Source organism: Xanthobacter sp. AM11 (assembly GCF_047444035.1).
GTDB lineage: Bacteria > Pseudomonadota > Alphaproteobacteria > Rhizobiales > Xanthobacteraceae > Xanthobacter.
On the sequence record NZ_JBLAOA010000001.1, the window covers coordinates 1,288,670 to 1,313,226 of the forward strand.

The following is a 24,557-nucleotide window of genomic DNA, read 5'->3' on the forward strand; positions in this document are numbered from 1 at the left end:
CTTCAGGGGAAGGATTGGCCCGCCGTCGTGCGCCCGGGCAGGGTGCACGCCGCGGGCATGGACGGATTTCTGAGCTTGCCCCGGGCCGGGCGCCCTTTGCCGAAGGTTGCGATTGCGGGGTCGCGACCGGTCTGGTGCCCGCTCAGGCAAGGCCTGCGGCCCGAAACCCGGGCCGAGCGGGCAGATCGCGGTTCTGGTACCGCAGGTTGGGGCGATGGAGGCGGTCGATGGCAGGCAATGGCGTCGGGTTTCTGAAGATCGAGGGCGTGAAGGGCGAATGCCAGGATTCCGAGCACAAGGACTGGATTGACGTCCTGTCCTGGAGCTGGGGCATGGACAACCCGAGCAACCCGCACGCGGGAACGGGCTCCGGCGCCACCCGCGGGCATGTGAACAACTTCACCATCACCAAGCAGGTAGACCTTTCCAGCACGCCCATTGCGCAATTCCTGCTGAAGGGCAAGCATTTCGCCAAGGGCATCTTCGAGCTGCCGAAGACCGGTGGCGATGGCAAGGCGATGATCTATTACAAGATCGAGTTCAAGGAGATCTTTGTCACCAACATGAGCTTCGGCGGTGGGGGCAGCGGCGGTGTCTTCACCGAGAATATCTCTTTCAGCTTTGCCGAGTACAAGGCCCACTACAAGTCGCAGACGGAGAGCGGCTCCAAGGGTGAAGGCAACGAATACGGCTGGAACCTGAAGGAAAGCAAGGAAGTCTGACGCTGCCAGCCGGTGCCCGGTTGCACCGGGGAGGCGGGCAGGCGCTGGATTCGACTTCGGTTTTCCTTGCCTGAGTCAACTTGCGCGGCCCGGCTTTGCCGTTGATGCGCAATTCGGCGAAAGCCTTCGCGCCGGGGCTGGCCTCAGCCCGAGGGCTCGCTCACCCGGAGGAATACGCCGGGGTGCTTTCCGAAACATCGCTCTGCCGCAGGTCTGTCTTCGGGGCGGGAATGCGGCGGGGCAGAGCGGGGTCACGTGTCGCTGCGGGGAAACGACAGGGGAATCTTGCAACGTTTCAGTCGCCCGTCAAGAACCTTGGCAGGGCCTGCACCGTGCCGCCCGCGCTATGGCCCAGCCGCATGTGCGGCCTGTGCCGCGCAAGACATTCCAGGGAGAAAGGCGCAATGAGGCAGCCCCGCGACCAGCTCCGCCTCGGCATGCCGTTCATGCACGCCTTCCGCACCGCATTTTCCGCACGGGATGCGCGCACGGCGCTGGACGAGCGCGACGCCTCCGGCATGCGCGTCATCACCGGCCGCCGCGCCGCCGCCCGCGCCGCCATCAACGAGACGGTGCTGCGTGCGGAAATCGTGCGCGACGTGGAGACGCTCCTCAACACCGTGAACCTCGCCTCCGCCGAGGATCTGGAGGGGGTCGAGGAGGTGGCGCGCTCCATCCTCAATTTCGGCATACCGGACGTGGTCCATCGCACCATCGACGAGGAGGGGGTTGCCGACGTGGTGGGCGAGATCGAAACCGCCCTGCGCTGCTTCGAGCCCCGAATCCTCGCCCACTCCCTGGATGTGCGGCAGGACACCAGCGTGGAGAAGAACGAGCTGAAGGTCCGCTTCCTCATCAGCGCGGACATGATCCTCAACGAGCAGACGGCCGAGGTGGAATTCCTCGCCGACATCGCTCTCGACAGCGGAAAAATCCTCGTCAGCCCGGTGTAACCGCCCCCATGGATCGCGAATTCCTCGAGCATTACGACCAGGAACTCCGGCTGCTCAAGGAGCACGCCCGGGAGTTTGCGGAGGAATATCCCGGCATCGCCGATCGCCTGGGCGGCCTCGTCAACGAGCCGTCCGACCCGGCCATCCTCGGCCTGCTCCAGGGCGCCGCCTTTCTCGCCGCGCGGGTCCAGCTCAAGCTGCGGCACGAGTTCCCGGAATTCACCTCGAACCTGCTGGAGCAGCTGGTTCCCGGCTTCCTCGCCCCGCACGCCTCGGCCATGATCGTGGCGGTGGACCCGCTCTATGGCGATCCCGCCCTCATGGAGGGCCGGCGCATCCCTGCCGGGGCCTATCTGGACGCCACCTTTGTGGAGCGGGACCGCCGCATCGCCTGCCGCTACGCGCTGCGCAGCGCCATCACGCTGTGGCCGCTCGACCTTCTGGCCGCGGAATATTTCCCGGCCACCGGCCCCCTGCACGCTTTGGGCCTGCCGGCCGAAGCCCGCGACCGTGCTGGCCTGCGCCTCAGCTTCACCACCCGGATGGCGCCCCGGCGCGAGGACGAGATCAGCGACGCGGACGCCCGCCAGAAGCCCGAATTCTTCGCCGATGCCTGCCGCCTGCGCGAGCTTGACATCTACCTCACCGGCGCCGAGGCGGACGGCGCCGCCATCTATGAGCAGATGTTCGGCCATCGGCGCCGCGTGTTCGTGCGCCATCTGGATGCCTTCGGCGATCCGGTGGTGTTCGAGGTGGACGCGAGCGCCGTCAGCCAGCCGGGCCTGGGCGAGGACGATGCGCTGGCGCCGCCCGACACCCGCATCTTCCACGGCTTCACCCTGCTGAAGGACTATTTCCTTTTCCCGCGCAAGTATCTCGGCTTCCGGCTGGAGCGCCTGGACAAGGTGCTGCCCCGCATCCATGCCAAGTCCTTCGAGATCATCATCACCTTTTCGGAGAGCAGCCCGCGCCTCGCGCCGGCGGTGACGCGCGAGGCCTTCAGCCTTTATGCCGCGCCCGCGGTGAACTTGTTCGAGAAGACCACCGACCGCATTCCGGTGAAGTCCAGCCAGCACGAATATCAGGTGGTGCCGGACCGCAGCCGGCCGCTGGACCTGGAGCCCCACCGCGTGCTGGACGTGTTCGCTTATTATCCCGGCAGCAGCGACAAGGTGCCGGTGCTGCCGCTCTATTCCGCGCCGAGGGACCCCAACGCTCCGCCGGCCAAGCTGTTCTACACCGTCCGCCGCCTGCCGCGCCGACGCTCGGCACAGGAGCGCCGCCACGGCCGCGCGTCCGATTATACCGGTACGGAGATGTACCTCAGCCTCATCGACACCGGCAATCTGGACACCGACCCCGGGGTGTTCGAGCTCGGCCTGAAGACCCTGTGCTCCAACCGCCACCTCACGGAGCAGCTGCCCGTGGGCGCCGGCGGCGCGGATTTCCAACTGCTCGACGACACGCGCCTCACCCTGCGCTGCGTCGCCGGCCCCACCCGCCCCAGCGAGCCGGTGGCGAGCTACATGCGGCTGCGCTCGGAAACCGCCTCCACCGGCTCGGTCACCTGGCGGCTCATCAACATGCTGAGCCTCAACCATCTCGGCCTGCTTGGCCGTGGTGCGGGCCGCAACGCCCAGTCCTTAAGGGAAATTCTCACGCTCTTCGCCAACCTGCGGGACGCCACCGCCGAACGGCGCATCGACGGGGTGCGCGCCCTGGACAGCCGCCCCGTGGTGCGCCGGGTGCGCCGGGACACCGGGGTGGGTGTCGCCCGCGGGCTCGAAATCACCGTCACCATCGATGAAAAGGCGTTCGAAGGGTCCGGTGCCTTCCTGCTCGGCGCGGTGCTGGACCGCTTCTTTGCCGAATATGTGGGCATCAACACTTTCACCCAGACGGTGATCGTCTCGGTCGAGCGCGGGGAAATCATGCGCTGGCCGGTGCGGCTCGGCCACAGGAGGCCCCTGTGAGCTGGTCGCAGGAACTGGCCGCCGAGCCCTGGCGCTTCGATTTCTTCACCGTGCTGCGCCGCCTGGAGCGGGTGCATGCCAGCCAGCCCCGCATCGGCCAGAGCGCGGCCCTGCGGGAAGAATTCCTGCGGCTGGGACAGAACCCCTATCTGGCCTTCCCCGCCTCGAACCTGGAGGCGGTGACGCGCGACGAGGCCGGCCGTTTCCACATCCTGGTGCGCTTCCTCGGCCTGCTCGGGCCGCAGGGCGCCCTGCCGCTCTCCACCACGGCCGAGGCTCTGGGCTGGGTGGAGATGCGCGACGACGCCTATCCGCGCTTCCTCGACATCTTCAACCACCGTTTCCTTGCCCTGTTCTTCCGCGCCTGGGCGGATGCGCGGCCCATCGCCCAGCACGAGCGCCCGGAGGAGGACCGCTTCGGCGACTATGTGGGCTGCGTCATCGGCATCGGCCGCCCGTTCTACCGCGGGCTCGACACCGTGCCGGACGCCCAGAAGCTGGCCTATGCGGGCCTGATGGGCCCTGCAGCGAAATCGGCGGTGCGGCTTGAATTCCTGCTGGCGGGTGTGCTCGGGCTTGCGGCGCGGGTGGAGGAGTTCGTCGGCTCGCGCCTCACCATGGAGGAGGCCGACCGCACCCGGCTGGGGCGCGCCAACGCCACCCTCGGCACGGATGCCATGATCGGCTCCGGCGTGTTCACCGTCAGCGACAAGATCCGCATCCGCGTGAGCACCCGCAACCTTGCCGAATACGAGCGCCTGCTGCCGCGCGGCGACCTTGCCGTGCCGCTGGCGGATCTCGTGCTGTTCTATCTCGGCGAGACGACGGACTGGGACCTGGAGCTGGCCCTTCCTGAACGGGAGGTGCCGGCGGCGCGTCTCGGCCGGTCGGGCCTTCTGGGCTGGACCTCCTGGCTTGCCCCGCGTGCGGCGGCGCCCGAAGGGGCGGAGCGCGCGGACGCCCATTTCAATCTGGCGGAAAGGGTGCGTGCGGGCCGGGGGCACCCGTCCGGCGCGCCTGCTGCCTGACACCATCATCAGGGGACGAACATGGCGGATATCAGCCTCGAAGCCATTGCCGGAAAACTCAATCGCGTGGGCTACGAGGCGTTCTTCCAGTCCCTGCGGCACGCCAAGAGCGCGGGCAACCGGAAGGTGGAGCTGGCGCACTGGCTGCTGCACCTGCTGCAGAAGGACAATGTGGACCTGACCCTCACCCTGGACCGCAGCAAGGTGGAGCGCGCGCGCCTTCTTGCCGACATCGCCCGGGTGGTGGACGGCTTCCGCCGCAACGAGACGGAGATGCCGGGCATTTCGGACGCCGTCACCGACGCCCTCGATCGCGGCTGGCACTATGCGACGCTGGCGTTCGGCGAGACCCAGATCCGCACCGGCCATCTCCTGGTGGGGGCGCTGAAGTCCAAGGAGCTGCGGCGCGAGCTGGTGGCGCTCTCGCCGGAATTCGCCAAGCTCAACCCGGACACCGTGGCGGCCGAGCACCGCGCTTTGTGGTCGGGTTCGGAGGAGGAGACCCTGCGGCCCATGGACGGCTCGGGGCTGGTCGCCGCCGGCACGCCCGGGGCCGGGGGCGCCGGCGCGCCTGCCCAGCGCGGCCAGACCGCGCTCGACCGCTTCTCCCAGGACCTGACCGCCAAGGCGGCGGAGGGCGGCATGGACCCGGTGCTGGGCCGCGACGAGGAGATCCGCCAGCTCATCGACGTGCTGCTGCGCCGCCGGCAGAACAACCCCATCCTCACCGGCGAGGCGGGGGTGGGCAAGACCGCGGTGGTGGAAGGCCTCGCCCAGCGCATCGCCGCGGGCGACGTGCCGCCGCCCCTGAAGGGGGTGCGGCTGCTGGCCCTCGATATCGGCCTGATGCAGGCGGGCGCCTCCATGAAGGGCGAGTTCGAGCAGCGCCTGCGCTCGGTGATCGACGAGGTGCAGGCCTCGCCCACGCCCATCATCCTGTTCATCGACGAGGCCCACACCCTCATCGGCGCCGGCGGCGCGGCGGGCACGGGGGATGCCGCCAACCTGCTGAAGCCGCCGCTGGCGCGCGGCACCCTGCGCACCGTGGCCGCCACCACCTGGTCGGAATACCGCCAATATATCGAGAAGGACCCGGCCCTCACCCGCCGCTTCCAGCCGGTGCAGGTGGACGAGCCGGACCTCGTGCGCTGCGCGCGGATGCTGCGCGGGGTCATCGGCCCCATGGAGACGCACCACAAGGTGCGCATTTCCGATGCCGCGGTGATGGCGGCGGTGGAGCTGTCGCAGCGCTATGTGCCCGCCCGCCAGCTGCCCGACAAGGCGGTGAGCCTTCTGGACACCGCCTGCGCCCGCGTCGCCATCAGCCAGAGCACCATCCCCGCCGCCATCGCCGATGCGCGGGCGGCGCTGGAGGCCCTGGACAAGGAGAAGGCGGCGCTCCTCGCCGATCGCGACCTCGGCATCGACAGCGCCGCGCGCCTGGCGGAGATCGCGGCCGAGCATGGGCGCCTGGCGGCCGACCTTGCCGCGCTGGAGGCCGAATGGGCGAGCGAAAAGGCGCTGGTGGAGGAGGTGGCGCAGCTGCGCGCCACCCTTGCGGCCGCACCTGCACCGGCAGAGGGGGCGGCGGAAGCGCCGGACGCCGCGTTGGCCGAAGCCCAAGACGCGCTGGCGCAGAAGGCCGGCGCGCTCGAGGCCATCCCCGCTGAAAAGCGCATGATCTACGCTTATGTGGACGCCCAGGCGGTGGCTTCCGTCATCTCCGACTGGACCGGCATTCCCGTGGGCCGGATGGTGCGCAACGAGATCGAGAACGTCATCCGGCTGCCTCAGATTCTGAACCGGCGGGTGATCGGCCAGAGCCATGGCCTCGCGATGATTTCCAAGCGCATCGAGACCAGCCGCGCCAAGCTGGACAACCCCAACAAGCCCATCGGCGTGTTCCTTTTGTGCGGCCCGTCCGGCGTGGGCAAGACCGAGACCGCGCTGGCGCTGGCGGAGGCGCTCTATGGCGGTGAGCAGAACATCATCACCATCAACATGAGCGAGTTCCAGGAGGCGCACACGGTGTCCTCCCTGAAGGGCGCGCCCCCCGGCTATGTGGGCTATGGGGAGGGCGGGCGCCTCACCGAAGCGGTGCGCCGCAAGCCCTATTCGGTGGTGCTGCTGGACGAGGTGGAAAAGGCCCACCCGGACGTGCATGAACTGTTCTTCCAGGTGTTCGACAAGGGCATCATGGAAGACGGCAACGGCCGGCGCATCGACTTCAAGAACACCCTCATCATCCTCACTTCCAACGTGGGGACCGACCTCATCATGGACCTCGCCCGCAACCCGGACCACCTGCCGGATGCGGAGGGCCTGGCGGCGGCCCTGCGGCCCGAGCTTCTGAAGGTGTTCCCGCCCGCCCTCATCGGCCGGCTGGTGCCCATTCCCTATTACCCGCTCTCGCCCGCCATGCTGGACGGCATCGTGCGCCTGCAGCTCAATCGCATCGGCAAGCGCATCCGCGACAACCACAAGGCCGCCTTCACCTTTGACGACGCGGTGGTGGCCCACATCGTGGCCCAGTGCAACGACCCGGATTCCGGCGGGCGGATGATCGACAACATCATCACCAACACGCTTTTGCCGGCGCTGTCGCGGGAATTCCTGAAGGTGGCGATGGAAGGGGGCGAGGTGAAGGAAGCGCGGGTAGGGATGGGCGAGGGCGGGTTTGTGTATGGGGTGGGGTGAATAGATATCTCTACAACGCGAGGGTAAACCGCCATGTCAGTTATTGAAAGCACGATAAAAGGTGCGGCAAAAGCGCTCGGGATTCCAATTTTTGCCACCGTTGTTACTGTTACAAGTCTCGCTAATAAGGGATTGGAGGTGGCAAGTAACGCCGCTATGTCGGCGTCAGCTGATATTCAGATGATGCCAGAGGAGAATCATCTAACAAAAAAGCTATCAACGCACCTACTCCTGACGGAAAAAATGAAATATGGAGAAGATTATGCATATTTTACATTAAATTCATACGATGGTGCATTAAAGAAATTGGACTCAAGCGGATCTGGTGATCTGTATATGATTGATAGTGATGGGTTTATATATTTCGTATTTGCAAAAAATGGGTTAGTAGGTATTCAGGAACTAAAAACAATAAAAATAATATCATCTCTTTCAAAAAGGGGTGGGCCGATAGATGTAGATCGTGTCGAGGCGTTTTTGAAACCAATGGTTAATGAGTTAATCGAGCAGGAAAAACGCATTAATAAACTAAAAGCATCAGGTATGATGCCGTAATATAAAACATGTATGCTATTTGTCTATCGACAATTGCATGTAATATTTAAACTACCGGCGATGTTATTTCTAGCGTGGCCTCGCAAGTGGTGCCTCAATTCTCCGATTGGTAGCGTTGTGTAGAATGAATCCCACCTCCCCCACCTCCCCCACCTCCCCCACCCCCGCCACCCCCGCCGAAGCCATCGCCCTCGGCGTCGCCTTCCTGCGTGCCGGCAATCTTGACGGCGCGCAGAATGTGTTCGCCCAGGTGCTGGAGCATTTTCCCGATCATCCCGATGCGCTGCATTTCGCCGGCATCCTCAAGGCGCGGCAGGGGGATGGGGCGGGCGGCATCGCCATGGTGCGGCGCGCGGTGGCGCTGCGGCCGGAGAATGCGGGGGCCTGGAACAATCTCGGCAACCTGCTGATGCGGGAGGACCGCGCGGAGGAGGCCGCGGTGGCCTATGGGGAATGCCTCGCCCGTGCCCCGGCCTATCCCGAGGCGCTGGCCAATATGGGCCTTCTCATGCGGGTGGCCGGCGACATCGACGCCGCCGAGGAGCATTACCGCCGCGCGCTGGCGGTGCGCCCGGACTTTCCCGAAGCCCTCAACAATCTGGGCGCCATCGCTTTGGCCCGGGGCGACTATGCCGCGGCGGAGGTGAGCCTGCGCCGTGCCGTGGAGCTGGAGCCCACCTTCTCCGGCGCCCGCCTCAATCTGGGCGATCTGCTCACCCGCCAGGGCCGGATGAAGGAGGCGGTGGCCAATTTCTGGGAACAGGTGGTGGCCGGCAACGGCAGCGGCGTGGCCTATAAGCTGCTGGTCTACGCTCTGGTGGAAACCGGCCGGCACGCCGACGCCCTCGATGTGGCGCGGCGCTGGATCGCCGAGGCGCCGGACGATCCCGCCGCGCGCCATCATTTCGCCGCCCTCACCGGCGCGGCGGTGCCGGCGCGCGCCGCCGACGCTTATGTGGAAGGCGTGTTCGATGCCTTCGCCGAAACCTTCGAGGCCTCCCTCGGCCGGCTGGCGTATCGCGCCCCCGCTCTGGTCGCCGCCGAGGTGGCGCGCCACCTGCCGCCGCCCGACGGCACCCGCACCGTGCTGGATGCCGGCTGCGGCACCGGCCTTGCCGCGCCTTTGCTGAAGCCCTATGCCGCAAGGCTCGACGGCATGGATCTGTCCGCCGGCATGCTGGAACGGGCGGCGGCCCGCGGCCTCTATGATCACCTTGAGAAGGCGGAGATCACCGCGGCCATAGCGGCGCGGCCCGGCGCCTATGACCTCATCGTCTGCGCCGACACTTTGTGTTACTTCGGCGACCTTGTCGCGGTGCTGGCCGCCGCCGCCTGCGCGCTGCGCAAGGGCGGCCTCTTCGTCTTCACCGTGGAGGCGCTGGAGGGGGCCGACGCGCCGGCCTTTCGCCTCCATCCCGGCCACGGCCGCTATGCCCATGCCCCGTCCCATGTGCACGCCGCCGCCATCGCCGCAGGTCTCGACGTCGCGGCGCTGCGCCCCGAGGACCTGCGGATGGAGGGGGCGGAGCCGGTGCGCGGCCTCGTGGTCGCCTGCCGGGCGCGCACCTGAGGACCCGGCTGCGCCAAAAATGTTGAACCCTCCCCGCTGGGGGGCGCCCGTGGTAGGGATGAAGCCGATACGCCTTGCGCGTCGGTGGGCCATGGTTCCTTTCTAGAGCCCCCGCCGATCAGCTTGCACCGCAAGCGGATCGGATCGCGCTCTGGCGGGGCCGGGGCCATGCCCGAAGCTGTCTGGCGCCTCGCGGCCTCTCCGCAAGCCGGGGGGATGCCGCAAACCAAGCCCGGAGACGGCCGTGTGCCCGCTTCGCCCAACCGTTCCGCGTGTTTCAGGCCTCGCCGGCTGGCGGCGCGGCATCTTCGGCGCCGCCGCGGCGCTGCTCGCCGGCCTGGCCTGCGGGGCGGCTCCGGCGCGGGCCAATGACAGCACCGCCGTGCTGGGCGCCGGAGGGCTCCAGCTCACCGTGAATTCCGGCATCGCCATGAAGTCGGAAGACCTGAAGATCTCGGTCGGCGCCGTCGAAATCACCTATCTGTTCGAAAATGGGGGGGACGCACCCGTCACCACCCTCGTCGCCTTCCCGCTGCCGGTGCTGCGCGCCGGCGATCCCGACATCGCCGATGCGCTGCCGCGGGAGAACGACCCCTTGAACTTCGTCGGCTTCACCGTGAGCGTGGACGGCAAGCCCGTGACGCCGCAGGTGGAGCAGCGCGCCTCCATCCTGGGGGTGGACATCACCGACCGGCTGAAGGCCGACGCTATCCCCCTCAACCCCTATGTGCGGCAGCAGGCGCGCGCCGCCCTCGCCCGGCTGCCGAAGGAGAAGCGGGAGTTCTATGTCCGCAACGGCCTCGCCGTCTGGTCCGGCGACGAGCCTTTGTCGGTGCAGTGGGACGTGGCCACCACCTTCTTCTGGCAGCAGACCTTTCCGGCGAAATCGGTGGTGAAGGTGCAGCACCGTTATGTGCCGGTCTCGGGCTCCGGCCTCCTTTCGGCGGCGCAGCTGGCCGCGCCGGGCGCCATGGAGGCGCTGGGGCGGCGCTATTGCCTGGATGCCGCCGCCGCCGAGCGCATCCGCGCCGGGCTCGCCGCGCCGCGCGCGGGCGCAGAGGGGCGGCGGATGAAGACCTCCACCCTCGAATATGTGCTGCGCACCGGCGCCAACTGGGCGGGACCCATCGGCCGCTTCCGCCTCACCATCGAGAAGCCGGCCGCCGATGCGGTGCCGGCCCTGTGCGCGCCGGGGCGCCTGGTGCCCGCGTCGCCCACCGCCCTGGTGTTCGAGGCGACGGACTTCACCCCCGTTGCCGATCTCGACATCCTGTTCCTCCAGCCGGAGGCGGCGGCCCCCGGGGCGTCCATCGCCGGTCCGGGGCGCTGAAGGGTGCGGCGGGCGGGCCACGGGAGGTGTGAGGGCAGGGCGCTGTCGTGCTATTCTGGGTTGTTTTCCCGCCCTGCGGCAGGCGCCCGCGCGCGAAGGGGAGATCAGGGGAGTGGCGTGCGGATGAGTGCGACACAGGCCGGCTACCGGTCCCGGGGCGTGGGTTCGGCGAAGGTGCGCGCCGCGGCCCTCCTCGCGCTCGCCGCATGCCTTGCCGCTACGGCACCGGCCTTTGCGCAGAGCGGCAAGGTGCTGCGGCAGCTGCCCGGCGGCACGGGCGCGGCGATGGTCGGCATGGTGCCCGGCGCGCCGGACGCCGAGCCCACCGGCCCGTCGGCCATCTATGCCGACGGCGCCGGCAAGCTCTATCTCCTGGACCAGATCAACGGCCGCATCCTCGCCCTGGAGCCGGACGCCCCCGACCGGGCGCCGGAGGAACTGCGCCTGCCGGAAAACCTCATGCCGAGCGATCTCGTCGCCCTGCGCGACAAGCTCTATGTCTGGGACGGCCGGCCCTATGCGCTGGAGCCTGCTCCGGCATCCGGCGCGGGCCGGATGGAGGCCGGCGCGCCGGCGCTGGAGGCGCGCGCGGTGGGGGACGCCGACGACGTGGCCCGCTCCGCCTTCGCCCAGATGGGATCGCAGACCCCGTCCAGCGATGCCGAGGTGCTGGGCGCCGCCGGCCGCAGCTTTTCCCTGCAGAGCCTCGATATTCCCGTGCGCCAGGCGCTGGTGGCCCGGGGCGCCGGGGCCGTGAATGCGGATATCGTGCCGCAGAAGGACGGCAAGAGCGCCCTTGTGGAGATCCGGCCGGTGGCTGACCCGCTCAAGCTCACGCGGCTGAGGGTCCGCGTCGCCGACCGGCTCGGGCTGGTCGAGGTGCTGGAGGTGGACCGCGCGGGCAATGTCTATGTGTTCACCGAGAACGTGCCGGCCAAGGCGGGCGGGCGGGTCGCCATCTTCGTGGCGCGCTATTCGCCCAAGGGGCGGCTGGAGGCGGTCTACGACCCCCCCATCGCCCCCGACCAGACCAGCACCCGCCGCTTCATCACCATCGCCCCGGAAGGCAAGGTGCTGTTCCTGAAATCGGACGCGAGCGGTGTCGCCATCCTCGATCTGGCGGCGCGCCGGCCGAAGGGGCAGGTGCTGGAGCCGGCCCCCGTGGTGGCCGGCCCCGGGGGGGTGGGAGCGGGCCTTGGCGACCCGGGCTTCATCACCGCGGTGCGGCCCAATTCGCGCCAGGGCGTCATCCAGATCGGGCTGGCCTTCGAGGGGCTGAAGTGGCAGCTGACGCCCGCCAATTACGGGCCGGAGCAGGACAGATCCTGCGTCGGCTTCGATGGCCGGGTGCGGCGGCCGGCCTATCTGCAGGGCAAGGTGGGGCAGGAGGTGCGGGGCGTGCCCTATTGCTGGGGCTGCTTCGGCAGCCTCGTGCAGTTCAAGCGCCGGGTGGATTCCGGCACCCTTGCCGGCAATTGGTGCACCCGCGAGACTCCGCGGCGGGACACGGCGGGGGTGGATTGCTCCGCCTTCGTCAGCGCCACCTGGGGCCTGGCGCGGCACTACACCACCGCGGACATCCCCAGCATCACCAGGCCCCTGGCCAATCCCTGGGACCTGAAGCCGGGAGATGCCCTGAACAAGCCCGGCTCGCACGTGATGCTGTTCGTCCAGTTCACGCCGGACCGGAAGGTGGAGGTGCTGGAAGCAGCTACCGGAGGTTGCAACGGGCGGGTGTGCCGCAACATCTATCCCTTGTCGGTCCTGCTGGCACGGGGCTACACGCCTGTGCGATACCCGCTCTTGACCGACTGAACCCGCGGCGCCGGCGCTTCGCGCGCCGCTGGCGATTGTGAAAGGCCTGACATCGCATGCGCGGCTTGAGGACATGGGTGATCACGCTGCTGGGGGCCCTCGCGCTCCTGGCGGGATCGCTCGCGTCCGCTCAGGCGGAGCGCAGGGTGGCGCTGGTGATCGGCAATTCGTCCTACCGTTACATGACCGCCCTGAAGAACCCGCGCAACGACGCCAACGACGTCGCCACGGCGCTGCGCGACCTCGGCTTCGAGGTGATCCCGCGCAACGACGTGACGCGGGCGGACATTTCCAACGTGCTGAAGGACTTCTCACGCCTTGCGGCCGGGGCGGATACGGCGCTGTTTTATTATGCCGGCCATGCCCTCGAATTCCGCGGGCGGTATTTCCTGGTGCCCACGGATGCCGAGCTGGAGGCGGGCGACCTCCTACAATACGACACCCTTTCCGCCGAAGATGTGCGCGAGGTGCTGGCAAAGGCCACCGGCGTGCGCCTGATGATCTTCGACGCCTGCCGCAACGATCCGCTGGGCGGTCCGGGCAGCCTCTCGCCGGAAGCGGCGCGGGGCGTGCGGGAGGAGGCCCTGTCGCGCTTCATCGCCGGCGCCTCGCAGGGGCAGGGGATGGTGATGGCCTACGCCACCGCGCCCTTCTCGGAGGCGGAGGACGGCGCGACCCGCAACAGCCCGTTCACCCATGCCCTGCTGAAATGGCTGCGCGAAGCCGAGATGGAGGTGAGGCCCCTGTTCCAGCGGGTCTCGCGCGATGTCTTCGACCAGACCGGGGGCCGGCAAGTGCCGGAGATCAGCCTCGCCCTCAACAGCCCCTTCGTCCTGAACCGGACCGAATCCCACCACTCGGCGTGGCTGCGCATCCGCATGTCGTCGGACCCGCTGGATTTCCGCGACTTTCTCGCCCGCTTCCCCCATTCGGAGCACGCCGCGCGGGCGGCGCGGCGGCTGGAGGTGCTGGAACGGGCGCAGCGCCTCGCCGAGCAGCGCCAGCGTGAAGAGGAGGCCCGGCGCCGGGCCGAGGAGGAACGCAGGCGCCGGGAGGAAGCCGAGCAGCGCGCCGCCGCCGCGCGGGCAGAGCAGGCGCGCCTTGCGGAGGAGCGGCGGCGGACCCGATGCGCCGAGGAAGCGGTTCGGATCGAAGGGCTGCACGCTGCCGGCCTGCGGGTCGATCTCGACCGCCTGAAGGCCGGCCTGGCCTGTCCTGAGGAAAGCGGGCCGCGGCTGGAGGCGGCGCTGACCGACCTTGCCGAGCAGGAGGCCCGCGCGCAGCGGGCACGGGCCGAAGCCCTCTGCCGGCAAGAGGCGGAACGGGTGGAGCGTTATGCGCAGGCGGACCGGAAGGACGACCTCGTCGCCCTGGAGGCCGCCACGCGCTGTGCCGAAACCCGCAGCCTCGCCCGCCGGGCCATCGCCGTCATCGAGCGGCATGAGGAAGAGGAGCGCAGTCGGCAGCGGGCGGCGGCGGCACGGCGGGAGGAAGCCGAGCGGCAGGCGGAGGAGCGCCGGCGCCGCGAGGCGGCATGTGCCGAAGAGGCCCGCCGCATCCGCGACGCCGCGGGCGGGCCGGATGCGCGCGCCGGGCTGGAGGCGATCCGCGGGCGCGTGCAATGCGAGGAGAATGTGGCGGCCCTGGAGGCGGGCCTCAGCGTCGCCCTTGCAAAGGAAGCCGCCGCCAGAGAGGCTGCAGCGAGCGAGGCCGCCGCACGCGAGGCTGCCGCAAAGGATGTCGCGGCCAGGCAGGCGGCTCTCCGGGAGGCTGCAGTCAGGGAAGCTGCAGCCAGGGAAGTTGCCGCGAAGGAGGCTGCCGCGAAGGAGGCAGCGGCCAGGGAATCTTCCGCCAAGGAAGCTGCCGCCAGGGAGGTCGCGTCGCGTGAGGCGGCGCTGAAGGAACAGCAGGCCGCGGCGCGGGCGGCGTGCAGCGCGGAGGCTGCCGCCTATGCCGCGCTTGATGCGGCCGATCCGGTGGCGCTGACCGCCTTTGTGCGCACCGCGCGCTGCCCGGATGTGGCGGCGGCGGCGCGGGCGCAGATCCAGCGGCTTGCCGCCGATCGCGACCGCATCGAGCAGGCCTGCGCCCGCGACCGCGGCGAGTTCGAACGCTTGCGCCAGCTGGGCGTGGAGGGGCGCGACCGGCTGGAGCACCTCGCCACCGCCACCACCTGCGAAGGGCTGAAGCCCCTCGTGGTCGCGGCCCTGGGCCCCGGCGCCATGTCCGGCCTGTCCCCCGCCCCGGCGGTCAATGCGCCCGAGCATGTGCGCCGGGCGGCGCGCGCCCTGCGGCAGATCGGCTGCTTCGACGGCGCGGATGACGACGGCAGCCTGGACAGCGTCCGCGCCGCCCTGCGGAAATATTACGGGGTGCGCGACGTGAAGCCCGCGTCGCTGGACGTGGACGAGGCCGTGGCCAAGCGGCTTGAGGCGGAAGGGCGACGGCGGGTGTGTCCGCTCGAATGTCCGAAGGGGCAGGAGGCACAGGGCGAGCGGTGCGTTCCGGTGGTCGCCTCACGGCCCCCGGAGGCGGAGCGGCCGGCGTCGAAGCCTGCGGCGAAGCCGGCGCCCAAGCCCGCTGCTAAGCCGGCAGCGAAGCCGGCGCCGGCGGCCGCCAAGCCCGCCCCGGCGCCGAAGCCGTCTCCGCCGGTCGCCGCCGCCCCGCCGGCGCGGCGCGCGCCCACCATCATCCTCGGCAACTGAGCATGCGTCGCATGGGGACAATCCAGCATGGCGGAGGGCGCCCGCCGCGGGCCGGCCCCGTCGGGATCGGGAACGGACAGGGCCGGGGCGGCGCGCGCCGCCTCCCGGGTTCGCAAACGGGGAAACGCGGTCGGCAGGTGCCTCATGGATAAGATGAACATGGTGTTCGAGACGTCGGTTGCGACGCATCAGGGCTGTGTGCGCGCCGCCAACGAGGACAGCTACCTCATGCGGCCGGGGACCGGCCTGTGGGCGGTCTCCGACGGCATGGGGGGCCATCAGGCGGGCAGCATCGCCAGCGCGCTGGTGGTGGAGGAACTGGGCCACGTGAACGATTTCGGCACGGCCAGCGGCTTCCTTGCGGAATGCACGCGCGGTCTGGTGGCGGCCAATGCGCGGCTGCGGGACCGCGCGCACGCCATGCACCTCGACATGATCGGCGCCACCGTGGTGCTGCTGCTGATCCGCGCCAATGCCTATGCCTGCATCTGGTCCGGCGACAGCCGCGTGTACCGGGTGCGCGGCGGCGAGATCGCCCAGCTGACCCGCGACCATTCGGAAGTCGAGGAACTGGTGAGCCGCGGCGTCATCACCCGTGAGGAGGCCAAGAGCTGGCCGCGCCGCAATGTGGTGACGAGGGCCATCGGCGTATCCGACGAACCGGAGCTGGAGATCGTGGACGGGCTTGCCGAGCTCGGTGACACCTTCGTCCTGTGCAGCGACGGCCTCACCCTCCATGTGGCCGACGAGGAAATCCGCGACCTCGTGGTGCGCACCGAGGCGCGGGAGGTCTCGGACGCCCTGGTGAAGCTGGCCCTGGAGCGCGGCGGGCGCGACAATGTGACGGTGGTGGCGGTGCGCTGCGTGCCGCGCGAGCCGACCGTCACGGATCATGTCCGGGTGGTGGCGCCGAACTGGACCGCGGGCGCGTGATGGTGACACGTCCCGGCGAGACCACCGGCACCTGGCTTCCGCGCGGCACCCGCCTCAACGATCTGTTCGAGATCGACGAGGGCATCGCTGCCGGCGGCATGGGCGAGATCTACCGGGGCCACGCCATCGAGACGGGCGATCTTGTCGCCATCAAGACCATCCGCTCGGATGTGGCCGAGACCGATGCGGCGCTCACCATGTTCCGCAAGGAGGCCAAGGCCCTCCACAATCTCTACCACGAGGCCATCGTCCGCTATTACGTCTTCTCGGTCGATCCGACCCTGAAGCGCCCCTACCTCGCCATGGAGTATGTCTCCGGGCCCTCGCTCTCGGCCATGGTGCGCAACGGGGCCCTCGACTACGACAGCGTGCGCGTGCTCGGCGCCCGGGTGGCCGCCGGCCTGCAGGCGGCGCATGAACGCGGGATCATCCATCGCGACATCTCGCCGGACAATGTGATCATTCCCGATGCCGACGTGGCGCAGGCGAAGATCATCGATTTCGGCATCGCCCGCCAGACCCGCGCCGCCGAGGGCACCATCGTGGGCGACGGCTTCGCCGGCAAATATAACTATGTCTCCCCCGAGCAACTCGGCCTTTTCGGTGCCGACGTGACCGGCGCGTCGGACATCTACAGCCTCGGACTGGTGCTGGTGGAGGCCATCACCGGAGAGCCCCTCGACATGCGGGGCTCCCCGGTGGAGGTCATCGAGAAGCGCCGCCGCGTGCCGGACCTCTCCCGCGTGGACAAGCGGCTGCGCCCCCTGCTGGAGCGGATGCTGCAGCCCGATCCGCGCGACCGGCCCGGCTCCATGACGGAGGTGGCCGCCTGGCTGCGGCGCGGCGGCACTGCGCCGCCGGCGACCGGCCGGCACCCTTTCGCGGCGAGCGCCGAAGGCACCGTGGTTTCCGCCCGCCCCCATGTGCGCATGCCGGACCGGCGGGGGCGGGACATGCGGCCCTGGCTGCGCGCCGCAATCGGCTCGGGGCTGGTGGTGGCGGTGCTCGCCGGCCTCGGTGGCGGGGCCTATTGGCTGTTGTCGGGACCCGGCAGCCCCTCTTCGCCCGCGCCTCGGCCGGAAGCCGCCCGGCCGGCGGCGCCCGCCGATGGGCGCCTGCCGGAGGCGGGAGCCGTGCCCGGCACGCCCGCGCGCCCGGCCGGGACCGGGGGATTGACGCTGACCCGCATCCTGCCGGACAGCATCGCCCCCGCACGCCCCGCCGACATGACCCGTTTCCTGGATCGCTACGCCCTTGCCGAATGCGCCTTCCTCGATCCCGTGGTGATGGCGGATGCCCGCGCGGCGGGCGACGGCTTCGGCCGGGCGCGCAGCGATTTCGGCGCCATCGCCGCCGATTTCGAGCGCGCCCACGGTTTCAGCCTCGACGTGCGGCTGCGGCAGGTGACGACGGCACAATGCCCGGTGATCGACCTGTTGGCGCAGGGCCGCGAGGAGCGGGCACAGGCGCCGCAGTTGGAGGTCGTCAGCCATGCGGTGCACCCCGGCGGGGTGGTGGAGGGCGAGGCCATGCCGGCGCGCGGCCGCTATGTGAGCGTGGCCGCCGTGTTCGCCAGCGGTGCGGTGCGGGTGGTGGCCGGCGCCGCCCGGCCGGCGGAGGGGGAGGCGGTGTCCTTCCGCTTCACCGTCGATCCGCAGGTGGCGCCGGCGGGCACGCCGCTGCTGCTGGTGGCTGTCTCCAGCGCCCAGGCCCTGGCGCCGCTGCGCACCGATGCGGCCATGGGGGCGGACGTCTTCGTGGCCCAGCTGAAGGCCCGTGCCGGAGGCAGTGGCGACCGCCTCGCCTTCGCCACCCGGTATGTCACCGTGGAGTGAAGTTGTTTTGAGGCCTTCAATTGCTTTGGACCTCGTTGACACCTGCATAGCCCCCCAAGACAACTTCCGTTGCTGCTGACCGGGCAGCGCGCGCCGCAGGGCCGGCGCCGGGCGTGGCGTTGGCGGGGCTTGGGCGGGGCTTTCATGGGCAGAGCTTTCGTTGGCGGCGCTTTCGGCGGCCATGCTTTTGCAGGCTGCGCCTTTCCGGGCCGGGTTCTCGGGCGGGGCCGTCCCGCAGTGGCGCGCGGCGCCGTGCGGCAGGGGCAGCTCCGGTTGAGCGGGCCCTCATGAGCGCCGTGGACGCCGTCGTCTTTCGCGGCTTCATGCAGACCATCCTCATCACCCGCGGCGTTCCGCCGAAAGGGGGGCATTTCCGGCCGGCCGGTGGCGGCGAGGTGCGCGCGGCGCTGACCTCCCACCTCGCCGAGGATGCCGGGGCGGTGATGGATCTGGCCACCTTCTGGGTGGACAGCGGCGGACGCCCGGTGAGCGTGCTGCTGCAGGCCGAACTGATCGCCGAGGTGGCGGCGGCGGTGGCGGCCGGCCGCCTGTGGGCCTTCGTGTTCCGCGAGCCGGCCTATGTGAGCGCGGCCGACCATCAGGCTCTGATCAAGGCGGCGGAGCTGGCGGCGCGCGCCGGGCCGGGGCTTCGGAGCGGCAACGCTTATGGGCTTCTTCCGCCGGAGATGGGGGTTGCCGACAAGTTTTCATCCGTCTTCCACCGCGCCGTGCCGCTGGTGGGGCCGGAATTGCGCGCCCAGCTTCTGGCGGTGGTGGAGGACCCCGCCAATCTTGCCATCGCCTTGGCCACGCTGGTGATCCTCGCCCAATTGCACGCGGTGGCGGCGGGCGAGGCGATCGACGCGGTGGTGCTCTCCGCCATCGTCGCCTGCGCCGTGCTGCGAGGGGTGGGCCTGTTTCAGGCCATCTCCGCCGCCCTCGACGCGGTGATCCACCTTGTGGCCTTCATCATCCAGACCGCCGCGGCCAAGGAGGAGAAGGATCTCGACGCGGCGGCCGCACGGCTGGCCGCGGGGCTTTCCTCCATCGGCGTGAGCGCCCTCATGCTCGCCCTCTCCTGGATTTCTGGGCGGTTTTCGGATTCCCTGAAGAAGACCGGGGGGAAGAAGGGGGTCGGGAAGGTTTCGAAGGAGGAAATGGCGGGGAAGAATAAGAAGGAGCCCCCACCGGCGCTTTTGCCACCGAAGACACCCTCCAACCCGGTTTCTTCGGCGGCCGAAGACCGCCGGAGGATCACAGAGCTCGCGAACAATGGAGATTTGGAGGGTGCCCGCGCCATTCTACGCCCGCATCTTGAGCGGGGAGATATCGACGGCATCATTGAGCGCCTCGATGTCTCTGTAGGCAAGAATCAAGGTGTCCTTTGGTCTGGAAACAAGCAGGGCGCAGCGATGGCCGCTGGAATGCAAGGCAAGACGACACTGGAGATGACGCCTGGCGGGAAGGTCGTGGACGAGTGGCCTGAACTCAGTAGGGTGCTTAACTGGGAAAGCCAGAGCGGCACCGTCTCGAAGGGCGAGAAATTCTGGGGCGGCCTGTCAAGCAAGTACGCGTCCGGCCTTGAGGGGGATGTGGATGTGCTTCTCACTTCGGATCGGCCCAAAGGCGGATTTATCTTCAACAAGTATGAAATTCCGGCGATCAAATCGGGCGGCATGGATGTCAACATAAACATGAAAAACAATGCTCTGCAGATTCCTCTGCAACTGGAGGCGCCGAAAGTCAAGCCATGACATCCGCATTCACTGCATTCATGACGCAGCTCAACGCAGAAGGCCGCGAAAAGGCCGACGGCATTGCGGAGGGCCTGTTCCGGCAGATGACGCCGGAGGAGTTGCGGCGGGCGGCCGAGCTACTTTCGGCGAGAGCCGCCCGTGATACGACTGCGATCGAGGCCTTGGGACACATAAACCTTCCCGAGGCGGCCGACGCGTTGGAGAAGATCTTCTTCCCCAATGAATTTGACAACCGGATGCTGCTTGTGACCGCCGAGGCCATGCTGAGGCATGAGCAGACAAAGGCAAAGGGTACTTCTGCTCTCCTTGAATTCCTCGGTGCGGCGCGTGGCGATGCGGGGGAGCAGATTCTGGCGGTGACCAGTCTGTTTACCGCATTGGGGCGCCAGGATGCCCTGAATGTCCTCGAACGCCTCATCCGCATCGCCGACGTGGGCGAACTGCGGCGAGGGGCCTTGAAGGAAATCGCTCGCGGTTGTCTTTATTTGGCACGCAAAATCGCCGATATGAACGATCTGGGGTCGGAGTTTAACCGCGAAATCAATAAATTTGCGGATGGGGATCGACAGGCATTGACGGCAATCATCCAAGATGAAGATGTTGGATCTCGCCTGAGCCGGTCCAATCGTAACAGCGAGCATGGGCTCGCCTGATTGTCCAAAGGGTGGGCTTTCATGTCTGTCAACCAAACCTCCCTCGACCACCGCCTCGTCGATGCGCTCTTCGAGGTCGTGCCCGAGGATTGGCGGGCCTTCCGCCTCACCGTGACGCCGCCGGCCGAGGCGGGTGCGGCGCCGGGGGTGGCGCTGGTGAATCCGGATGTGGCGGGGGCGGAAGGTGTGCCGGGGGATGCGGTGCGGGCCATTGTCGGCGAGATCGTCGCGCTGCTGGCGCAGGCGGGGCGTCCGTGGCCGCAGCTTTCCTATTCCGGCAGCCTCGGCGAGGACGGGGAATGGCGCCTGCGCATCGTCGCGCCGCTGCCGGAACAGGCCGCGCAGCAAAAATAGCGAAGCGTGGCCGGCGCGCGCGCTGGCGTCGGCTGGTGAAGCCGCGCTAGTATCAGCACCTTACTTTTCCACGGCGCGGGCGCGGGGGCGCCGCGCTCCGCAGGATGGAATGCGAGACAGCCGCGCACATCGCCCGGCCGGGGGCGTTGGCCACGGTGCCAGCCTTCGGGTCTGTCGGCGAAAATCCCTCTCGCGCACGCACGCTCATCATTCGCAACTGACTTCCGAAATAATTGCAGCACTTCATTTTTCTGGCATGCAAACAATCTTGTGGGCGCTAATCGGGCTGGCCCTTGCCGCCATCCTGGCCGCGCCGTCTTCGCCGGCCCGCGCGCAAGCTGCAGACGCCGGACGCGGGCTCACCCGCGTGGTGGGCGGCGTCAAGGCGCAGGAGGGCGCCTGGCCCTCGCAGGTGAAGATCTATGCGCCCGATCCCGCCGGGCGCGGGCGCCTGAGGTCCCATTGCGGCGGCACGGTGGTGGGGGCCAACTGGGTGCTCACCGCCGCCCATTGCTTCGTCGCGGCCACGGCCGGCGGCGGGCGCCGGCAGCAACTGGCGGCGCAGGACGTGCTGGTGGTGGCCGGTGCCGCGCGCCTGCCGGCGGTGATCACGCTGGGCGATGCGGTGGCGCGGCGGGGCATTCGCGCGCGCGCCCTGCTCTATCATCCCGATTTCCAGCCGGGCACCTATGAGAACGACGTGGCACTGGTGGAGCTGGAGGCGCCCGCCCAGGCACCGGCCATCGCCGTGATGTCCCCCGCGGCCCGGGACGAGGACCTCGCCGGCCTTGCCGGCATGGTGGTGGGCTGGGGCTTCACCCAGGAAGCGGCAAGCGCGGACGCGGACCTGCTGCCCGCCGACCTGCAGGAAGTGGAACTTCCCCTTGTGCCCATCGGCGATTGCCGGCAGGCCTATGGGGACAGCGCGCTGAAGGGCAATACCATTGGCGCCACCAACCTGTGTGCCGGCTTCGCCGCCGGCGGGCGCGATGCCTGCCGTGGCGACAGCGGCGGGCCCTTGATGCTGCGCGGCGCCGCCGGCGGCTGGGTGCAGGCCGGAATCGTGAGCTGGGGCGAGGGCTGCGGCCGGCGGGAGCGCTACGGCGTCTATACCCGCGTCGCGGCCTATGAGGGCTGGCTGCGGCTGGTGAGCCGGGACCAGCTGGCGCTGGCCGCGCTGCCCTCCACCCGGTTCCGGCTTTCACCCGGGGACCTGTCCGCCGCCCCGGCATCGGCCGGCGCTGCCGCACTGGCGGGCGACACCGAGATCGCGCCGCTGGCGCTCCTGACCCCGGAGGACGTGGCGCGCGCCGCCGCCCATGTGGCGCCGGGCGACCGTGCTCTCGTCATCGGCATCGACCATTATGCCGAGCCCCTCACCCTTGCCGGCTCGGGCAACGATGCGGCGGCGGTGGCGGCGCTTCTGGTGGAGGTGCTGGGCTTCCGCCGCGAGCAGGTGATGACCCTGACCCACGAGAAGGCCACCCGCGCCAACATTCTCGCCGCCCTCGACGCCTTCCTGGTCCAGGGCTCGCGAGCGGGGGCGCGCGTGCATCTTTATTATAGTGGCCATGGCTTCCAGAGCCGCGTTTTCCCCGCCCTGCGTGCCGCCCGCTCCGGCGTCGCCCTGGCCCCCGTGGATCTCGATCTTGTCCGCAGCGCCGACGGCAGGGTGCGCGATGTGGCCAATGCCATCACACCCGCAGAGCTCGATCGGGTCATGGAGCGGCTCGCCGACCGGCAGGTGACGGCGGTGTTCGACACCACCCAGATTTCCCGCCGCACCCTGCAGCGGCCGGTGCGGGCGCGGGCCGGGGAGGAGGGCTCGGTCCGCGCCGTGGAGGCGGTGGCGGACCTCGCGCCGGAGCTTGGCGAAATTCAGGTGCGCGCCGAAGAGGAGCCGCCTGCGCCTGCGCCGTCCACGGTGCTCTGGTTCGCAGCGGCGGCGGATCAGTGGGCGCTGGTGGACAAGGGCCCAGATGCCGCCTCGGCCGAGGCCATGGGCGCCTTCACCCGGCGCTGGATCAACGCCATGCGGGCCGCGGTCCTCGTGTCCGGCGGTCGCGGCGGCGATGTGCAGGACCTTCTCGGCAGCGTGCGCTCGAGCCTGGCCCAGTTCTGCGAAGGCGAGGTGAGCCTCTGCCGCCTGGGGGCCTCCCCCCAGCTGGTGGCCGGCGCCGCGGCAGGAAAGGCCCCGCTGGCCAGTGCCGTGCGTGCCGGTGTCGCCGCCGCGCGCAGCATGCCCGCCATCGCGAATACGGCGGGCCTGGCGGTGGATTTCGTGCCGGGAAACGGGCGCACCCTGCGCGTCAGCACCCGGCGCGCCGGCTATCTTATCGTCCTTGCCGTCTCGGCCGATGGACGGGTGCAGCAGGTGTATCCCGACATGGCGAGCCTGGAGCGCCTGCGGCGCCCGGCGCGCGAGCTGAACCTCCTTTCACCGGCCGGCGGCCTGGACCTGCCCCTGCCGGCGGGAACGGGTGGCGCCCTGGTGGTCGCCGTGCTCGCCGACCGGCCGGTGCAGGCCCTTGACCTGCCGGAGCGAGCCGGTGATGGAACCGACGCCCTTGGCGCCCTCGTTCATCTGCACGACGACATCCGCGCCCTCGCCGTGCCGGACCCCGCCACGGGGCGGCCGGCGGAGGTGGTCTGGTCGTTCGCCACGCGGCTTGAGGGGCAGCAGGCGGGCGCGGCGGGCCCCGAAGATCGGCGCTGGCCGTGACAATCCCTGCAACCAATGGTATTTTTTTCCTAAGTATCGAGGGACTTCCCATGACACGTTCTGCAACTCTGGCCGTCGCGGCGCTGGGCCTCCTGCTCTCGGGTGCCGTCGCAAGCGCCGCGTCGCTCGGCTGCGAGCCGGGTGGCCGCGGAATGCAGGCGGCCGGCGGGTTGGAGCCGTGCTCAGAGGGGGCGCCGGCCCAGTCCCGAACGGTGGCCGATAGCGGCGACGGCCGCGGGGGCGCGATCGCCCCGGAGCCAGGCATGGCGGTGGCATCGTCGGCCCCGCTGCCGTCGCCCCGCCCCCGCCGGGTGGCCGTCCCCCTTCCCGCCCGCGCGCCGTTCGCAGTGCCGCGCCGCACGGTCGTCGTGGCTGCGCCGGCCAGCTTCATTCCGGTGGCGGAACGCCCGTTGCCCGCATCGCCCCGCGGATGCGGCAACCTGCTGTGCCCGCAATATATGGTGATCGGCTACTAGAGCGCGCGCCGATCAGCTTGCACCGCAAGCTGATCGGATAACGCGTTCTCTATCCTTAAGTGAGAGCGCGATCCGCGCAGCCAGGGCGCGCGCCGCGGGTTTTCAGGGGCAGCTCTGGATCGGCTCGTGCCGGGATTTTGAACGGCCCCTGCGCTTTCGCCCGGGTCCTCCACCCCCGCCCCGTGGAGCGGTGCCGCGGGCGGGGATGCCGGCTGGCCGCGGCGTGATGGGAAGCATGGGCTGATGGCGTTTCGCCCGCTTGGTGCGCCGCTCTTCCCTGCCTCCCCGGATAAACGATCGCGCAGGTTGCAATGCCCGGCGCTTGAACAGACCCCGCCTGTGCCAGCCGGCCCGAATCGAGGCTGCCGCCCGCCCCCGATCGTGCACGATTCGGGAGCAGTTCGCCGCCTCTCCGGGCAGATCCTCAATTGCCGTTGCGGAACTGCATCAGTTACATTGTGAAATCTACCTTTTTTGGG

17 protein-coding genes are annotated in these 24,557 nt (G+C 69.3%); all 17 read left to right on the forward strand.

All coding sequences use genetic code 11. The annotated features are described in order from the left end of the window. The first annotated feature begins 227 nt into the window (after nucleotides 1-227). The 17 genes from ACI7BZ_RS06100 to ACI7BZ_RS06180 all read left to right on the forward strand — a co-directional run bounded on the left by ACI7BZ_RS06100 (nucleotide 228) and on the right by ACI7BZ_RS06180 (nucleotide 24,078). Complete coding sequence (locus ACI7BZ_RS06100) at nucleotides 228-722, forward strand: Hcp family type VI secretion system effector (protein ID WP_414116294.1); 495 nt, start codon at nucleotides 228-230, stop codon at nucleotides 720-722. A 404-nt stretch (nucleotides 723-1,126) separates the two neighbouring features. Next, nucleotides 1,127-1,675, forward strand: a complete 549-nt coding sequence (tssE, locus tag ACI7BZ_RS06105) for a type VI secretion system baseplate subunit TssE (protein ID WP_414116295.1) — start codon at nucleotides 1,127-1,129, stop codon at nucleotides 1,673-1,675. A gap of 8 nt (nucleotides 1,676-1,683) precedes the next feature. After that, nucleotides 1,684-3,648, forward strand: a complete 1,965-nt coding sequence (gene tssF / locus ACI7BZ_RS06110; RefSeq protein ID WP_414116296.1) for a type VI secretion system baseplate subunit TssF — start codon at nucleotides 1,684-1,686, stop codon at nucleotides 3,646-3,648. After that, nucleotides 3,645-4,676 carry a type VI secretion system baseplate subunit TssG gene (gene tssG, locus ACI7BZ_RS06115; RefSeq protein ID WP_414116297.1) on the forward strand — a complete coding sequence of 344 codons (1,032 nt, stop codon included), beginning with the start codon at nucleotides 3,645-3,647 and terminating at the stop codon, nucleotides 4,674-4,676. Before tssF ends, tssG begins: the two co-directional genes overlap by 4 nt. Before the next feature lie 21 nt (nucleotides 4,677-4,697). Further along, complete coding sequence (gene tssH, locus ACI7BZ_RS06120) at nucleotides 4,698-7,373, forward strand: type VI secretion system ATPase TssH (protein WP_414116298.1); 2,676 nt, start codon at nucleotides 4,698-4,700, stop codon at nucleotides 7,371-7,373. 33 nt (nucleotides 7,374-7,406) lie between these two features. Beyond that, nucleotides 7,407-7,928 carry a hypothetical protein gene (locus tag ACI7BZ_RS06125; RefSeq protein WP_414116299.1) on the forward strand — a complete coding sequence of 174 codons (522 nt, stop codon included), beginning with the start codon at nucleotides 7,407-7,409 and terminating at the stop codon, nucleotides 7,926-7,928. 124 nt (nucleotides 7,929-8,052) lie between these two features. Continuing rightward, a complete protein-coding gene (locus tag ACI7BZ_RS06130; RefSeq protein WP_414116300.1) occupies nucleotides 8,053-9,498 on the forward strand; it encodes a tetratricopeptide repeat protein in 1,446 nt (481 codons plus the stop codon). Nucleotides 9,499-9,742: 244 nt separating this feature from the next. Beyond that, nucleotides 9,743-10,828 carry a DUF4424 family protein gene (locus tag ACI7BZ_RS06135; RefSeq protein ID WP_414116301.1) on the forward strand — a complete coding sequence of 362 codons (1,086 nt, stop codon included), beginning with the start codon at nucleotides 9,743-9,745 and terminating at the stop codon, nucleotides 10,826-10,828. A 123-nt stretch (nucleotides 10,829-10,951) separates the two neighbouring features. Further along, nucleotides 10,952-12,643, forward strand: a complete 1,692-nt coding sequence (locus ACI7BZ_RS06140) for a hypothetical protein (RefSeq protein ID WP_414116302.1) — start codon at nucleotides 10,952-10,954, stop codon at nucleotides 12,641-12,643. Between the two features lie 77 nt (nucleotides 12,644-12,720). Further along, nucleotides 12,721-15,348: a caspase family protein gene (locus tag ACI7BZ_RS06145; RefSeq protein ID WP_414116303.1), complete on the forward strand. Its 2,628-nt coding sequence runs from the start codon at nucleotides 12,721-12,723 to the stop codon at nucleotides 15,346-15,348. A gap of 144 nt (nucleotides 15,349-15,492) precedes the next feature. After that, entirely contained in the window at nucleotides 15,493-16,281 is a 789-nt protein-coding gene (locus ACI7BZ_RS06150; RefSeq protein WP_414116304.1) for a PP2C family protein-serine/threonine phosphatase, read from the forward strand. Further along, nucleotides 16,281-18,116, forward strand: coding sequence for a serine/threonine-protein kinase (locus tag ACI7BZ_RS06155; RefSeq protein ID WP_414116305.1), 1,836 nt, complete (start codon nucleotides 16,281-16,283; stop codon nucleotides 18,114-18,116). Before ACI7BZ_RS06150 ends, ACI7BZ_RS06155 begins: the two co-directional genes overlap by 1 nt. 287 nt (nucleotides 18,117-18,403) lie before the next feature. Further along, nucleotides 18,404-19,870: a hypothetical protein gene (locus tag ACI7BZ_RS06160; protein ID WP_414116306.1), complete on the forward strand. Its 1,467-nt coding sequence runs from the start codon at nucleotides 18,404-18,406 to the stop codon at nucleotides 19,868-19,870. After that, the gene (locus ACI7BZ_RS06165) at nucleotides 19,867-20,526 is read left to right on the forward strand and encodes a hypothetical protein (RefSeq protein WP_414116307.1); all 660 of its coding nucleotides are present in this window, start codon (nucleotides 19,867-19,869) and stop codon (nucleotides 20,524-20,526) included. Before ACI7BZ_RS06160 ends, ACI7BZ_RS06165 begins: the two co-directional genes overlap by 4 nt. Nucleotides 20,527-20,547: 21 nt before the next feature. After that, on the forward strand, nucleotides 20,548-20,880 hold the full coding sequence (locus tag ACI7BZ_RS06170) for a hypothetical protein (RefSeq protein ID WP_414116308.1): 333 nt from the start codon (nucleotides 20,548-20,550) through the stop codon (nucleotides 20,878-20,880). A 268-nt stretch (nucleotides 20,881-21,148) separates the two neighbouring features. Next, nucleotides 21,149-23,602 (forward strand): trypsin-like serine protease, encoded by a 2,454-nt coding sequence (locus ACI7BZ_RS06175; protein ID WP_414116309.1) that lies wholly within the window; start codon nucleotides 21,149-21,151, stop codon nucleotides 23,600-23,602. Nucleotides 23,603-23,652: 50 nt separating this feature from the next. Then, nucleotides 23,653-24,078, forward strand: coding sequence for a hypothetical protein (locus ACI7BZ_RS06180; protein ID WP_414116310.1), 426 nt, complete (start codon nucleotides 23,653-23,655; stop codon nucleotides 24,076-24,078). Nucleotides 24,079-24,557: the final 479 nt, after the last annotated feature.

Excerpts from the sequence above, each read along its gene's own strand:
- ACI7BZ_RS06100 (WP_414116294.1), top strand. The coding sequence starts at position 228 with ATGGCAGGCAATGGCGTCGGGTTTCTGAAGATCGAGGGCGTGAAGGGC.
- tssE (WP_414116295.1), top strand. The coding sequence starts at position 1,127 with ATGAGGCAGCCCCGCGACCAGCTCCGCCTCGGCATGCCGTTCATGCAC.
- tssF (WP_414116296.1), top strand. The coding sequence starts at position 1,684 with ATGGATCGCGAATTCCTCGAGCATTACGACCAGGAACTCCGGCTGCTC.
- tssH (WP_414116298.1), top strand. The coding sequence starts at position 4,698 with ATGGCGGATATCAGCCTCGAAGCCATTGCCGGAAAACTCAATCGCGTG.
- ACI7BZ_RS06125 (WP_414116299.1), top strand. The coding sequence starts at position 7,407 with ATGTCAGTTATTGAAAGCACGATAAAAGGTGCGGCAAAAGCGCTCGGG.
- ACI7BZ_RS06130 (WP_414116300.1), top strand. The coding sequence starts at position 8,053 with ATGAATCCCACCTCCCCCACCTCCCCCACCTCCCCCACCCCCGCCACC.
- ACI7BZ_RS06140 (WP_414116302.1), top strand. The coding sequence starts at position 10,952 with ATGAGTGCGACACAGGCCGGCTACCGGTCCCGGGGCGTGGGTTCGGCG.
- ACI7BZ_RS06150 (WP_414116304.1), top strand. The coding sequence starts at position 15,493 with ATGGATAAGATGAACATGGTGTTCGAGACGTCGGTTGCGACGCATCAG.
- ACI7BZ_RS06155 (WP_414116305.1), top strand. The coding sequence starts at position 16,281 with ATGGTGACACGTCCCGGCGAGACCACCGGCACCTGGCTTCCGCGCGGC.
- ACI7BZ_RS06160 (WP_414116306.1), top strand. The coding sequence starts at position 18,404 with ATGAGCGCCGTGGACGCCGTCGTCTTTCGCGGCTTCATGCAGACCATC.
- ACI7BZ_RS06165 (WP_414116307.1), top strand. The coding sequence starts at position 19,867 with ATGACATCCGCATTCACTGCATTCATGACGCAGCTCAACGCAGAAGGC.
- ACI7BZ_RS06170 (WP_414116308.1), top strand. The coding sequence starts at position 20,548 with ATGTCTGTCAACCAAACCTCCCTCGACCACCGCCTCGTCGATGCGCTC.
- ACI7BZ_RS06180 (WP_414116310.1), top strand. The coding sequence starts at position 23,653 with ATGACACGTTCTGCAACTCTGGCCGTCGCGGCGCTGGGCCTCCTGCTC.